8 protein-coding genes are annotated in these 15507 nt (G+C 31.7%); all 8 read right to left on the bottom strand.

The window, feature by feature from the left end:
- Positions 1-183: 183 nt before the first annotated feature.
- The 8 genes from AACQ14_RS00780 to AACQ14_RS00745 all read right to left on the bottom strand — a co-directional run bounded on the left by AACQ14_RS00780 (position 184) and on the right by AACQ14_RS00745 (position 15160).
- Positions 184-1350 (bottom strand): glycoside hydrolase family 88 protein, encoded by a 1167-nt coding sequence (locus AACQ14_RS00780; protein ID WP_339361657.1) that lies wholly within the window; start codon positions 1348-1350, stop codon positions 184-186.
- The gene (locus AACQ14_RS00775; RefSeq protein WP_339361656.1) at positions 1343-2728 is read right to left on the bottom strand and encodes a sulfatase family protein; all 1386 of its coding nucleotides are present in this window, start codon (positions 2726-2728) and stop codon (positions 1343-1345) included. The genes AACQ14_RS00780 and AACQ14_RS00775 overlap by 8 nt, the downstream gene beginning before the upstream one ends.
- 21 nt (positions 2729-2749) lie before the next feature.
- Positions 2750-5005 carry a glycosyl hydrolase family 95 catalytic domain-containing protein gene (locus tag AACQ14_RS00770; protein WP_339361655.1) on the bottom strand — a complete coding sequence of 752 codons (2256 nt, stop codon included), beginning with the start codon at positions 5003-5005 and terminating at the stop codon, positions 2750-2752.
- A gap of 23 nt (positions 5006-5028) precedes the next feature.
- Positions 5029-6651 (bottom strand): extracellular solute-binding protein, encoded by a 1623-nt coding sequence (locus tag AACQ14_RS00765; RefSeq protein ID WP_339361654.1) that lies wholly within the window; start codon positions 6649-6651, stop codon positions 5029-5031.
- Between the two features lie 95 nt (positions 6652-6746).
- The gene (locus AACQ14_RS00760; RefSeq protein ID WP_339361653.1) at positions 6747-7634 is read right to left on the bottom strand and encodes a carbohydrate ABC transporter permease; all 888 of its coding nucleotides are present in this window, start codon (positions 7632-7634) and stop codon (positions 6747-6749) included.
- 15 nt (positions 7635-7649) lie between these two features.
- Positions 7650-8609, bottom strand: a complete 960-nt coding sequence (locus AACQ14_RS00755; RefSeq protein WP_339361652.1) for an ABC transporter permease — start codon at positions 8607-8609, stop codon at positions 7650-7652.
- A 421-nt stretch (positions 8610-9030) separates the two neighbouring features.
- On the bottom strand, positions 9031-11223 hold the full coding sequence (locus AACQ14_RS00750; RefSeq protein ID WP_339361651.1) for an AraC family transcriptional regulator: 2193 nt from the start codon (positions 11221-11223) through the stop codon (positions 9031-9033).
- Positions 11224-11515: 292 nt separating this feature from the next.
- On the bottom strand, positions 11516-15160 hold the full coding sequence (locus AACQ14_RS00745) for a chondroitinase family polysaccharide lyase (RefSeq protein WP_339361650.1): 3645 nt from the start codon (positions 15158-15160) through the stop codon (positions 11516-11518).
- Positions 15161-15507 lie beyond the last annotated feature (347 nt).

The raw sequence follows: 15507 nt of genomic DNA, 5'->3' as shown, positions 1-15507 counted from the left end.
ATAATAACGACCTTTACGGCTTGTTGCATCCTTATAAACAGATAGATGCAACAAACGTAACGAGAGTGTATTATCACTATATATGATTTCAATATACGACCGTTGTCTGTTTTCAACTTAATACTTCGTTGGCAGTCTAAAATGAGCAGGCTCGAATATGCCTACTCATTTGTTCTATTCTTTCTACCAATATAATTTCCAATCTCTAGTTAATCTGATGAGGGCTTCCATATAGTAGTAGTCGCCCCATGTATTGCATTCATCTACATTCCTGTTCCTACATGGATTATAAGGGGATTTTCTTGCATAGACACCATGTAGTAATTGACCGTTGGATATCTTAGGATCGCTAACTGCATAGTTATCAATTAGAGATTTTAGGATTTTTAGTGCTATTTCTTTATAGTACTTTGATTTTTCTTCATTAAGGTATTTTGACATTTCTAGCATACCGCATACAGCTATTGCAGCTGCTGAACTGTCTTTTGGTTCGTCACTTACATCGGTGAATTTAAAATCCCAATAAGGTACTAGGTCATTTGGTAAATTCTCGATGAAAAAGTCGGTTATCTTATAGAATTTTTCAATATATTCAGGGTTCTTAGTATACATGTAGCTTAAAGCTGTTCCATATACACCCCAAGCTTGACCTCTTGACCATGAGGAATCATTACTGTAGCCTTGTCTTGTTTCTCCATATAGTGGTTTGCCTGTTCCCTGTTCAAAATAGAACGTGTGATATGTAGAACAATCGTCACGCATAATAACTTTCAAGGAAGTGTCAATATGTTGTTTAGCTATTTTAGCGTATTTATCGTCACCAGTTACATCACTTGTCCAGTATAGTAATGGAAGGTTTAGAAGACAGTCGATAATTAAACGATAGTTATCATCTGCTCCAACATTTCCCCAAGCCTGAATGAATTTACCATCTTCTCTGTAACGTGAGATTAGATTGTCTGCTGCTAATATTGCAGCTTTTTTTGCATTTTTATTACCTGTTAATTTGTAAGCTGCTACACAGGATAGACTATATAAAAATCCCATATCATGATTGTTAGTTTCAATTTTGTTCTCTATCCTATGAAGGAAACTATCTACCTGAATTTCTGCTGCTTTTTTATATTTTTCATCACCTGTTATTTCATATGCCATCCATATCTGGCCAGTCCAAAAACCTGATGTCCATGAAATATTGTCATTAGGCGCATAAAAATTATCGGTAGTTCCGTTTATCTTGAACTTATGTGTAAAATTTTCTAAATCTGTTTCTACTTGTGTTACAGCGTTATTCAGGGCTTGCTCTATTTCTACATCATTAGGCTTTTTGTATTTAGATATATCAACCATTATAATCTAATCCTTTCATTAAGAATGGGTCATTGATCTCTTTCAAATAACCTTCTAGATATTCATCATATTTTTTGCATCGTTCATCATCTGAACTTAATATTACTGGATTCAATTGATAAAGATCATTTTCATTATCATATAGATATCTTTTTTGTTTTTCATCTGGATGAGTACCGTTATCAATAACATAGGTGTGTTTTTTAGTTCTGATTCCTCTCCACCCGAAGGACTTATTATTTAATCCCCTTTTTCTATAAGGTTCAATAAGTTCAGGCATCCCTGGAATCATTGATAAAAATACGGTATCTGGTTCATTCATGTTTTTGCCTTCTATAATATCTTTAAAGCTTTGCCCTTGTACTGTATCTGGAATATCAACTTCTAATAAATCAAGTAGAGTGGGCATATGGTCAATACTTGAGAATAGACAATCGGTTCTTCCAGCTTCTATACCTTTTCCTCTAATCATGAAAGGTATATTGATTGATTCTTCGTACCATATATTTTTTCCATATATTCCTTGAGAACCCATCATATCTCCATGATCTGCTGATAATACTACTATAGTATCATCTTCCAAGTTGTTTTCTCTTAGATAATCAAGTATTCTTTTGAAATTTTCGTCAAGCCCTGTAACAGCTGCAAAATATTCTTTGATAGTTCTTAGAAATTCCTTGTCTTCTCTCATTTCTTCTGGTACATTTTCTCTAAGAGGAATATTATCGTACATATCTACATATTTCTCAGGTACTTTATCGTAAGGTGGGTGAGGTGGATTCCATGAAACAAACATACAGAATGGCTTACTCTTATCCCTGTTTTCAAGATAATCAAGTGCTACATCTGTCTCTACTTCTGGAGACCACTTCCCTGGTTCAATCTTCATTGGTGTATTTCTCCAATAATGAGGATTCAGATGTTTATCCATTGCTCCATACGAGAACCAATAATCAAATCCTTGACGTCTTTCTCCTTCTGGTGTATATGCATCCCAGTTGATTGCACCTGACTCAGGGTTTTTATTGAAGTTTAGTTCACTTGCATCTAAATGCCATTTTCCAATATATGCGGTTTCATATCCATTTTTTTTAAGAGTTTTTCCTATGGTTTCTTCTTGTGGTTTTAACATTACTGTTTCATCTAACCCTATTTTACAATTTGTCCACATACCACAAGAATAAGGATATTTACCAGTCATAAGTGCAGCTCTATGAGGCGAACAAAGTGGATATGTACTAATAGCATTATCAAAAACTTTACTCTCTGTTGCAAATTTATCCATGTTAGGTGTTATTATCTTATCTTGTCCTTCTATTCCTACTGCTATCTTTCTCCATTGGTCAGCAAAAATATATAACAAATTTTTCTTAGCCATGTGAATCTCCTTCCAAAAAACTTACACTAATGTATAGACTTCACCTTTTTTTCCTTGTAAAATAATATCTTCATCTCCATCTAAAAGTCTACTACCATTATCAATTACAATCTTTTCTTCAAATCCCATCTCAATCTTAAGGGATACTATTTTACCTTTTTCATAAGCAAGATCAATTGTGTGACCACCTATGGTTTTTACTCCTGTTATACTTCCTTTCTCCCATGAAGCTGGAAGTGCAGGTAACAAGAATATCTTTCCTTCGTAACATTGTATAATACATTCAATTACTGCTCTTGTCGCACCTAGATTACCGTCAATCTGAAAAACGAATTCTGTATCATCATTTCTTACTGTACATCTAGGAGGTCTAGGATGTAAATCAAGCAAAGCAGAGGATGACAGTTCTGTAAGTAGATAGCTCAATTGGCGGTTAGCTTCTTCACCATCTTGTAGACGTGCGAATAAACATGCTGCCCAAGCTCTACTCCATCCAGTACCTCCACCGTTTTGGGCTAATCTATATTCCAAGGATTTTCTACCTGCCTCAAATTGTTCAGTTCTATTGATTGAGTTGAATAATGTTGATGGAAACACTCCATATAAATGAGAATAATGACGATGCCCTTTTTCAACTTCTATCTTATCTTCATTATCCCATTCTAACAGACGTCCATCTTTTCCCACTGCAAAACTAGGTAATTTATCTCTTGTTTGTTGCCATTTGACACACTCTTCTTGGTCAATATCTAATAATCTTGAAGTATCTATTGCATAAGTAAAAGCATCATAAGCTAATTGTACGTCCATAGCTGATGATATACACATACTTACTGGAAAATAACCAGTGCCTTCAAAACGATTTTCTGGAGATTGACTTGGCATTATCTGAGCTATGTCATTATCATCAATTTCTATATAATCCATATAGAAATCTACGGTTGATTTGAAGAAAGGATAAGCTTCATCTCTAAGGAAATCTTTATCTCCATTATATTGATAATGCCACCAATAATGCTGTCCCATCCATGCTGCTCCACCAATCCATGCTGCATAGTTATATGCCTCAGGTGTTGACACTGCCCAATGATCTCCATTAAGTGATAGTACTATTCCTTTACAACCGTATAATGATCTAGCTGCTTCCCTTCCGCTTTCTGCAAATTTATTGACATAATCAAATAACTGCTTAGAATACTCTGGGTAACCTAATTGTTCTGTAAACCAATAGTTCATCTGAATATTAATGTTAAAATGATAATCACTGAACCAAGGAGGTACTATATCACAGTTCCATTTACCTTGCAGATTCAATGGTAACTTTCCACAGATTGAACCTGATACCATTAAATATATACCGAATTTTGCATATATCTCTATTAGATTAACGTCTTCATTTCCATTTCTAACTCTTTTAACTCTTTCATTTATATATAAATCAGATAAATCATCTGTTTTGTAATCAGCTATACTAATATCTGTTTTGCTCATGGCTCTTAAAAACTTTTTCCTGTGATTTTTTTCCAATTCATTTATATCTTCAACAGGAAAAGGATAATCATTAAGTTCTTTTTCAATATCATTAAATGATACTCCTATATTAGTGAATGTTTTTATATAGGTAGCATTCCTGATATACATTTCTTTTTTACCATATTCTAAAATACCGTCTGTATTTACTTTTACAATAACTTTGAAACTACTTACTGAATCTATTTTACAACTATAAATTATATGATTTCTATCTACTCTTATATCTTCTATGGCACTATCTTCTTGTCTTTCATAATGAAGTGTACCACTAAACTCATTCCTGCTCTTCCATGAGGCAACCATAATTTCTGTCACACAATCTGCAAAAGCTTCTATTATTATATCTTTCCTTATTACTGTTGCTATTCCACTATGTAAATCAAGTATTCTCTCTACAAGATTCTCTTGTTCTTTATCATATGTAAATACTAATTCCCCAGCAGGCTTATATGAATCTTCTTGACGTGGATAGGGGGAAATTCCCCCATCACCACCAAATGCCAAAGAAGCTAAGGCTGTCCCTCTAAAGTAATCTTTTTCTTTTAGAAGTTCTCTTACTTTAGGTAAGTACTCATATGAAGTTCTGTTTTTTCTATTTCCATACTTACCAGTCCATAGACGTTCATGATTAAAACTGAGGATATCTTTACTATTATCTCCCCATAGGATACCATTAAGTCTACCATTTCCAATAAGTAATCCTTCTTTCCAATCCTTTGAAAAGTTATTATACCTAAGCTTCATTTTTATTTTCCATCCTTAATATATTATTTTCCTAAGAAAGTGTCATATGCTTTTTGATTAATTTCAATAGCTCTTTCGATTCCTCTGTTCTTTAATTCTTTAATGAATCCGTCATAATCTTTTTCGAAATCTGAAGCTCCCAATAGCCATTTTTGGAACATTTCATCTACATATGGTCTAACTTCTGACATTATCTTCTTATATTCAGCTTCAACTTCTGAAGAATATTTTAATCCTAATTCACCATCTAGATATGGAGGCATATCATCTCTATACCATTGTGGATTACCATTGTATAATTTTGCAGCTGCACTAGCTTCTGGTGTCATGAAAGCATATTCATATTCAGCATCTTGTAACATACCAATACGATATTGAATACCTAATGAACGTAAGTAACCTAAAGGTGTCTGCTCGTTATTAAGTACTGTATCAGTATAAGATTTAGTTCCATCAGCGTTAACAGTGTATGTTTCACCTTCAATACCCCAGTTCATTAGAGTTGAACCTTCTTCCGTGAACATGAAGTCAAAGAATTTGATAAGAGTTACAGGGTCTTTACATTGTGAAGAAATTCCCCAGCCTACTCCTGGATATCTAGTTGTTCTCTCAATTACCTCACCATTTTGATTAGCTGGTGGAGCAATACTTACATTATTGAATCCTGGTATATCTTCTGCAAGACTTCTGTTATAATTCCCTGTACTTGGCCAGTCATGAGTCACACCACCAATATTTGCACTATATAGAATATCTCTAGATTTTGCACCACGAGTAAATATCTCTGGGTCGATTAAACCTTCTTTATACCATTTAACAAGATTAGTAACACCTATTTTGAAGTTCTCTTCCATTGGTTCAAAAGTCATTTTTCCATCACGAGGATAGAATTCAGTACTTGTATCCCATAAGTATAAGTATTCATCTGGCATTTTCCATCCAGCTCTATCAAATAGAGGTATTTCGTCTTTTTCATCATTTCCGTTAGGGTCATCGTTTCTGAATGCTGTAAGAACATCATATAATTCATCTACTGTAGTTGGAACTTTTAAATCTAATTTATCTAACCAATCCTGACGAACCCACCAAAATTCAGCAGAAACTAATGTTTGATTTTTAGGGATATAGTATATATTTCCATCAAGAGCAGTTGCACCTTGTCTGAATTTCGCATCATTATCAAGTACCTCTTGAATATGTGGTGCATGTTCTTTAATCAAATCATTAAGAGGAATCAAACCACCATCACGACCTAATTTCTCTAATTCAGATGGATTCTTGAATCCAATAATATCTGCAAGTTTTCCTGATGAAAGCATTAGATTAAATGCTTCTTCTTCATTAGAATTAGATTGTGAAATTACACCTTCAAGAGAAATATTTGTTCTCTTTGCAATTTCCTGCCAAATTTGCCATTCTGGATTAAAAGGCATATTATTGAAATTTAAAAATATAGAAAATGTCTTTGGTTCAGCACTAATTAAACTACCTTCTAGTTCTTTTTCTTCAGGTTTATCAGCTGTTGTTTTTGTTTGTGTATCTGTATTGTTATCCTTTTCACTATCATCTTTTTTACCACAACCAATAAATAATGTTCCCATTAAAGTTAACGTTAACAAAATTGCTAATATCTTTTTTGTTTTCATAATCCTACTCCTTTTCTTTTAGTTGTCAAATTTATTTTTTCACAGCTAATATCTATAATGATACCATTAGCTGTGGAAAAATCGTTATGTAAAAATTAACCTTTAACCGCTCCAACTGTAGCACCCTTCTTAAAATACTTTTGTACAAAAGGATAAGCTATCATCATAGGTATTATTGCAATGATAATGATTGCATAAATAACCGTGGTTGGAGAAAATAATGAATTAGCAGTTACAATTGCAGCTTCTGTTTCATTAGCCACTTTATCTACAATAAGTTTCTTCAATAAAACTTGTATAGGTACTTTATTATCATCTTGAAGTAAATTCATTGCCCAGAAATAACCATTCCATCTTGTTACTGCATAGAACATACCAACTGTTGCAAGTGCTGGTTTTGAAAGTGGTAAAAATATTCTTGAGAATATCTTAAGGTTATTTGCACCATCAATAAAAGCTGCTTCTTCAAGTGATTTAGGTATTTGTTCGAAGAAACTTTTCATGATTACAAGGTTATAAGTATTAATAGCAAATCCCACTATTATTGCTGTTCTTGTATCTAATAAATTGAAATCCTTGAAAGTCATATATAATGGAATCATACCTGCATTGAACCACATAGTGAATATTGCCATCAAGGTAAAGAACTTTCTAAATATCAATCTTTCTCTTGATAGTGCATATGCCATTGTTGTAGTAAACAACATATTAACAAATACACCTGCTACTGTATAAAATATAGTATTTCCATATGCTATCCAAATACCATCTTTCATAAAGGCTTGTTTATAACTTTCAAAATTGAAGCCTTTGAACCAAAACATTACATCTCCGTTTTCAACAAATATTGGCTTACTTAGTGAAGCTATCAAAACATAAAATATAGGATATAGTGCAACTATTGATATAATTATTCCTATTACTGTCATTGCACCATTGAATATCTTTTCATTTCTAGAAACTGGTTTATTTGATTTCGTCATGATTTATCTCCTTTCTTACCATAATGATGTCTCAGAAAGACGTTTACTGATTTTATTTGCAAGAACTACTAATATTAGTGCAACAAATGCTTCAAAAAGTCCAGCTGCTGTAGCCAGTCCATAATTACCATTAGTAATACCTGTTCTATATACATAAGTTGCAATTACATCACCAGTACTATATGTTGTTGGTTTGTAAAGAAGTAAAATCGCTTCATATCCTACTTTAACCATTTTACCTATATTAAGTACAAGCATTACAACAACAATAGGTAAAATCCCTGGTATAGTTACGTGTCTAATTTGTTTCCATTTCCCTGCACCGTCAACTTTTGCCGCTTCGTAAAGCTGCTGATCAATACCCATAATCGCTGCAATATAAACGATAGCACTAAAACCAGCTGTTTTCCATAGAGTCATAGTTGTATATATTCCTCTGAAGTATTCAGGTTTTACCATAAAATAAACTGGGTCAAACCCTAATTTCTGTAATATAAAATTGATAACTCCTGTACTTGGAGAAAGAAAGTTAATTGTCATCCCACAAACTACTACTATTGAAATAAAATATGGTAGGAAAGTAGCTGTTTGTGTTAATTTACTTACAAACTTGTTCTTCATCTCTGTAACCGCTATAGCTAATATAATAGGTATAGGGAAACAAATAACCAACTGCCAGAAAGCAATCATCAAAGTGTTTGTTACCGTCCTAGCGAAATCAGCACCTTGTATAAATTGAATAAAATTATCTAACCCTACAAATGTACTACCCGAAAAGCCTTTAAATATATTGTAATCATAAAATGCTGTTCTAAGTCCTATCATAGGTTTGTAAGCAAACATAATATACCATATCAAACCTGGCAATAATAAAAGAAACAAATCCCAATCTCTTCTAAATCGTTTAGTAAATCTACTTTTGCCTTTGACATATCCTTTATTATGCATGGGTAACGCCTTACTTGTTTTGCTCATATTATTGTCTCCTTTTCTTTTTCCTTTCTCAATTGTTTATTTTGCACAATCAAAAGTTGTTTATGAGAGAATTATACATAGTTTTGAATAAAAAATAAATCATCAATTTACAACTCATTTACTTTTTGTACAAAGAGACATTCTTTTTGAGACTTTTTATATCCATAGTTCATTCATGTACATTTTTCAACTATATACATTTTGCTATTTTTCAACCATTTTTCTATTACTTTTTAATGATTTTGGGAATAAAAAATAGAAATTTACACATTTTGAACATGTAAAAATCTATCAATAATTGCTATATGCTATTTTACTAGGTTCTAAAAAATAGACAAAAAAAATTGAGATACAATTGATTTTATATCCATTTTTCATTATGGATTGCAATCTACCATATCTCTTTATTATTATTTTTTACTTATAGATCCTTAATCTGCTCTGCAAAAGCCTTTGGTGTCATACCGGTATACTTGGTAAATACTCTAATGAAGGTATTAGAGCTGTTGAATCCAACCTGTTTACCTAATGTTGAAACCTTAATTTTGGTATTACTATACATTATCTCTTTTGCCTTTTCTATTCTGTAATTGTTTAGGTAGTTTTTATAATTGTCACCTACAGCCTTTTTAAATAAAATTCCGCAATATTTTTCTGATACATTCATTTTTTTAGCCATATCTACTAACATGATATCTTCCCAATAATGTTCATGTATATACGTGAGCATCTCTTCTGCTATAGAATTCTCACTATCCTTTTTATTATTATTTACATATAGTAGGATATCTTCTAATATCTTTCTTAATTTCGGGATAATATCTTTTCTGTTCCATTGATCAGAAAGAGTAGAAAAATCATCATTATCATTTAAGAATTTGTGTGAGTCTATTTTCAACTCTTGTACTATCCTACTAATTGTACCGATTATAGCAAATATTAAATTCTTAAATGCCTTTGGTGATAATTTATCACCTGCACTATTTTCATTAATCAAGTCACTGAATATTTCTACTGCTTTTATATCTCCATTAAGTACACTATGGATAAGTTTATTCTCTACAACCAGAGGATAATAATAGGAATTACGGTCCAAGTCTTCTTTAATCTGTTTCATTGTCAATATTGTTCTTTGATTATATAGGAACTTATATTCTAATATCTTTTTACTTTCCTCAAAACATTCTTTAATCTTTTTAGTGCCATATGCTACATTACTAATAGCTACTCTGATATCATAATCATAATCTATTTCAACAGTCTCTAGAAGTGTATGTATCATAGTAATAGCTTCTTTTACTTTATCACATTGGATAATAATAGCACATGTATAGTAATTGATATTTGCATATCTAAGCTTGTTAATATCTTGCGTATATGCAAGAATTTCATTTTTATATAAGAAAATATTATCGTCCACATCTTCGTAAGGATTATTCAAAAATTCCAATACAGCTACACAGTAGTTGTCATCTCCTATGAGATGGTCTTTATATATAGATTTATTAATGTTGATACCAAATAACAGATCCCTGTTCAATCTCTGTACTATAAGATTATTTCTCTCACTAATAGCCAATTTCAGCTGCTGGTTAAGTGTTTTTATCATATTAGAATTCTGTTTCAGTATCTTGAACTCATCTACATCCTTCTGATAATTACCTTCAGAGAAGAAGTCATCTAATACCTCTTTTATTGGACGGTATAATTTGTTAGTAATAACTCTTGATAGAAATATTGATAACAACGTGAGCATTATAAATGGAATCATAAAATATATAAAAATCATTGCCGTATCAATATTCTTGTCTTTATATGAATACAATAATATCCAATCTATATTATAAAATGATTGTTTAAAAACATTATAATCCTTGTAGATAAATTTGTTGGAAGCTAAATCACTGTTTTGAAAAGCTTCAAAAATCTCATTCGCCGGTACATTTGCATCTTCTTTCATTGCAAATATGCCATTATTATTACATAAATACCAATCTTGTTCTAGATTTTCCTCAACAAAAGAATCGTAATTTATTGTTGTAAAATATAAAACATCTCTTTTTCTATATGCTTTCTTTGTAATATAGCATATCTGTGAAGAACCATCTCTGTTATTGATAGTAAAAGCCATATAACTGGATTTATTTTCAAAATGATCATAAATTTCCTCTACTTTTTCTGTAGTCAAACCAAGATTCTTTTTAAAATAATAGTCTTTTGCTTCACTGGAAACTGGAGTAATAACTAATGAATCTTCATCTAAGAAGGTTGCTGAGATTTGAAAATTAACATTATTTACCTTGGAGGATGATTTCCTGATTTTTTGTTGGACCTTTAATAGTCCCAAGTAAAACATCTCATTGTTATCGCTTTCTGACCAGTTCTTGGCTTCATCACTCTCCATTACCAAATCTAATGCACTATTAATGACTTCTAGTTTTATCTGACTATTGTTAAGTGTTGTCTTGATAGTGTTAATAATGGTGGTTTCATATTCTTTTGACCTCTGGTCCATAACTATTTTCATAAAAATACTCATAAAGCTAACAATGATTAATGTAAACACAAGTAAAAATACTGTATTCAATTTCTTCTTGTATTTGCCACGTACCATAATCTTTCCCACATCCTTTAATCTATATGTCACATTTTCAATTATTTAAGTTATTTAAAAAATGATGGATCTTTTATAGTAAGTATATTGAACTTATTGAAATGGGTGTTTAGCCTGTAATTGCTGTTTTTATATATTATTTATAAATGGTCTTCTAATGCAAATATAATAATAACATTAATGCACAAAAAAAACAAGAAAGGAGTTATAATTGTTCATTATAAACTCCAACTTGTTAGGAAAAACCAGTTATTTTTATAGGTTTTTTCATAGTTTATGAAGTAATGTTGTTTTATTTTTTACTAAGTTCTATTTCAATAGGTTTTGCATCTTGACATGTGAACTCAAACTGAGTTTTTAATGAATCTTTACTTATTATTTTACAGTTTTCATTTACATTCTGTAGATTCCATTCTCCTGAAATTGTTAATTTTACAGTTGATGGTTTACTTTCATTTTTGCACCACTCTCTTGAATAGATACTTACTTCTTTTCTATTACCATCTTCATCATATTGAGAAGCATCTATTCCTTCATATAATCGCAGGTCAGGATCAACAATACTAAGTACCAAATAATCCCCAGTTTCTTTTGTCATAATCATGGTTGGAGTATCTACTCCTTTGACAATACCTTTGTCTATATTGTCATTTGCTTCAAAGATTGCGTAACCAGTTGTATTGGTTAATCTATCTTTTACTATATGAGCATTTTTATCTTTTTGTAATACTTTATATAAAGCAGTGTCAGCATTACCCATTTGTTCAGTGAACTCTTTTATACTTTTAACATCTGTTTTTACAAGAATTGCATATTCATAGTCTTGGTTCTTAGGTGCTTTTCCATGATCTATGACAGCAGTTGCAAAATCTCCTTTTATATCTTTTCCATTCTTATGATTCTTAGAGTCTTGAGTAGAACGAGTTACTTCAACATTATAACCTTTTGGAATATAATATCCATTATTGTTATTGTCCATCACCCAAAAGTCTTTATCTAACTGTAATTCTTGTTCATAAGGGAATTCCTTGACGCTTTCTTTACTGTTAACCCATACAGGCATATCTTTGTTCTCTAAATAATTCTGGAACAATGTTGTTTGTGTTGCATATTTTTCATTGTCATTCTCTATATCTGAACCTAACAATATTATTCTGTCATCAAAGAAAAATACTGATTTTCTCGCTCTATGAGACTCATCATACTTAGGATGTTCATGAAGTTTCATGGCGAACATACCGTTCTCCCCTTCTATATTGAGTGCTCCTGAATATGATTCATCAGAAATTAGCATTTCCTCAAATCCTGAAAATTCATCAAGATTACGAACATCTGATTTCAGTTCATCCATTGGTAATTGAATTGTAGTCGTTCCAGGCCAACGGTTCCAGTTATAGCCATCAGGGTTATAACCACTATCTTTGTTGTTTATTGGGTCGCCTTGACTCATAATCTGAACTTGTCCATAAGTAATATATCGTCCATATAGATTGGAATTAGTGTATGTTTCATTACCCCATAGATATTTACTATGACCTCTAACCCCTACTAACCAGTCGTCTCTTCTATGTAATCCAAGATTAGAGTAGTTCATAGTCCAGTTTCCATTTGGATTATCCTCTGGAGTATATCCCATCTCAAGGAGCATTTTTGCTGTTTTACTTGGTTTTTTAAGGTTAGTTAAACGTAAGTATGCAGCTGCAGCCTCTGGGTCTATTTCATCTTTACCGTCTGGTGAACCTGCCAAAGCTAAGAATTCAAAGGATTTATCTGTTATTTTAGAAGTTCCATCAACTCCACGTCCTGAAAGGCTGATTAACCATTGATATTTATTAGTGTACAATCTTGTCACCATTATCACTTTTTTTAGGAGCTCATGAGCTTGTTCTTCTAATCGGTACTTTGTTCCACTCATGTAATATACAACTGGAGTCAATCCATTAAAAGCAGGATTAGCATATCCTGGATATCCATTTCTATGATGAAATCCTGAACCATCTTCCTTGAATCCACCACTAAGACCAGGCGTAGTTTTCATACATCTATTCATCCAATCAGAGAAACCTTCAAAATCTCTTACTTTATCAGGAGTATCCTCCTTTATTAGTATACTGATTAACATACCTTGTATTGTAGTATTCAATATATCTACATTACCTGGTTCTTTATCTTCGTAATCATAGATTCTTCCCATTCCAGTGAACCAGTATATAGATTTTTGTACTCTATCCAATAAACCTGCTTCTTTTAACTGATCTCTCATAAGAAAAACAGAATTGTAGAATCCTCTGACATTGTAGCCGATGTGGTGTACTGTTCCAAGTATACTTCCCAATTCCCATCCTTGATCAAGCATATGTTCTGTCATATCAATGAATATTTGATTCAACTCTTTTCTATAACCAGCATTATCAGTGGAATGGTACATATTGGCTATGTTATACATTATATCTGTATATTGTTTTCTTACATTAGCATGTCTTAAATCAATATATACAGCATCCATAAGTTCTTCTGGGTAGATTTGTTTTACACTTGGCAAGTCTACTGAATTACCAGTTATTGTACCTTCATTTCTGACTATGCTATAATCAGCAAATTGCTTTCTAATAGCATCCATAGCTTTTTCATCAACATTTTTTTTGATAAATAGATTATCATATAATCTTTGTGATATCAGGTTAAAATCTTCAATATCTTCAACAGTAACTTTTTCTGGGAGCTTTTCTTTGCTCTTTAAGTCATAAAATCTGTATAGAGATACCCAGTGTTTGTTAGCCATATTATCAGCTTCCATATTTACAAAAGGCACTTGAAAATCTCTATTTTGATGTCTTGAATCTACAGGATTAGCTAATACAATTTGATCAAAATAAAGTGTTCCTGCTTCTACATTAGCTGGAGCTTTAATTCTCATAGTATCCATGTCTTCACGTGGTTCACCCTGCATATCTCTCTCGTAAGATACCCATGCAGTACGCCATCCAGTAAAATCAAGACCAAATGTGAAATAACAGTCAACCTTATCTCCTCTTCCGAACTCTACAGTTAATTTATCATCTACTGGCTTTTCATTGTATACCCAAAAAGCAAATGTATCTAATTTATTGGAACCAGAATTTTCATCAAACAAGTCAAAATCTAAAGGTGTTGAGAATACTAAAGTAGATTCTTTAGAGTAATTCCACTCTAAGGATCTATAACCTCCCTTGAAATGTTTTTCGCTTAGTGAAATCTTAGAATCATTATCTGATTCTAAATCAACTGGTATTCCTGACTCAAATGTGTATAACTTAGTATCTATTTCTTCAGCTTTTCTTTCTATAACGTTAGTAATAATAGATGTACCACTGGCATTTCTTAGATTCAATGATTTGTACATCATTCCTGCTAATTCATCTCTGATTAATGGTTTATCAAACTCTTCAATCTGTTGTGTTTTCCAACCATTTTTTTCTCCTAATGATTCTAGCCCTTTCATATCTTCGTTATTTTCATACCCCAATAGCTTTAACAGCATCATGGCAAAATTTTCACCATCTATATTTTTTTTAGGATTGATTTTATATTCAACTATGATTTCTTTTTTGATAGCATATGCAACATATTTCTTAGCCCACGGTGATACAAGATTACCATCAGTGCATTTCCCTAGTTGTTCAACTATATCATCCTCTGTCAAACTCTCTACTTCCTGCTCATTGTTACTTAATCTTAATGCTAATATTATTGCTTCTTCTGTCGTTACAGGGGATTCTAAATCCAACTGCTGATTTACTTCAGAACTCCCTTTTATCAACCCAAAATCATATAATTTTTTTGCCTCGGTTTCGTATTTAGGATTATTCTGTGAATCCGTAGCAAGTACTGGATTAATGGGCATAATACACATACTTAGTATCAGTAACATTAGTACCCCTTTTTTAAATATTCTCATTCTTCAATACCTCCTATATTATTTTATATATCTGAAACAATTCTTAAGGAATTATTGTTCCAGAATACATATTTTTTAAGACAATCACTATGAACAATAATCATCAAATGAAAACAATCATCATTTTACAGTGATTATCCAAAAACCCTCCTATGCTTTGTTCATTTACATTAATATTTACTCCTATACGCATGGATTATACATAATTTTACACAATAATTAAATCATCAATTTACAACTTATATGCTTTTATTACAAAAAATTAATTATAATAACCTTTTTTGTGTACATTTTTAAAAATGTGCATTTCTCAACTATCTACTATTTCTTATATTTTGATTGATTTT

Origin of the sequence: Vallitalea maricola (genome assembly GCF_036985595.1) — a bacterium.
Lineage (GTDB): Bacteria > Bacillota > Clostridia > Lachnospirales > Vallitaleaceae > Vallitalea > Vallitalea maricola.
The sequence above is the reverse complement of the archived record's forward strand: the minus strand, read 5'-3'. Positions and strand labels throughout refer to the sequence as shown.

Bases quoted from the DNA above. Each gene is read 5' to 3' on its own strand.
- AACQ14_RS00780 (WP_339361657.1), bottom strand. From the start codon at position 1,350: ATGGTTGATATATCTAAATACAAAAAGCCTAATGATGTAGAAATAGAG.
- AACQ14_RS00755 (WP_339361652.1), bottom strand. From the start codon at position 8,609: ATGAGCAAAACAAGTAAGGCGTTACCCATGCATAATAAAGGATATGTC.
- AACQ14_RS00760 (WP_339361653.1), bottom strand. From the start codon at position 7,634: ATGACGAAATCAAATAAACCAGTTTCTAGAAATGAAAAGATATTCAAT.
- AACQ14_RS00750 (WP_339361651.1), bottom strand. From the start codon at position 11,223: ATGGTACGTGGCAAATACAAGAAGAAATTGAATACAGTATTTTTACTT.
- AACQ14_RS00745 (WP_339361650.1), bottom strand. From the start codon at position 15,160: ATGAGAATATTTAAAAAAGGGGTACTAATGTTACTGATACTAAGTATG.
- AACQ14_RS00770 (WP_339361655.1), bottom strand. From the start codon at position 5,005: ATGAAGCTTAGGTATAATAACTTTTCAAAGGATTGGAAAGAAGGATTA.
- AACQ14_RS00765 (WP_339361654.1), bottom strand. From the start codon at position 6,651: ATGAAAACAAAAAAGATATTAGCAATTTTGTTAACGTTAACTTTAATG.
- AACQ14_RS00775 (WP_339361656.1), bottom strand. From the start codon at position 2,728: ATGGCTAAGAAAAATTTGTTATATATTTTTGCTGACCAATGGAGAAAG.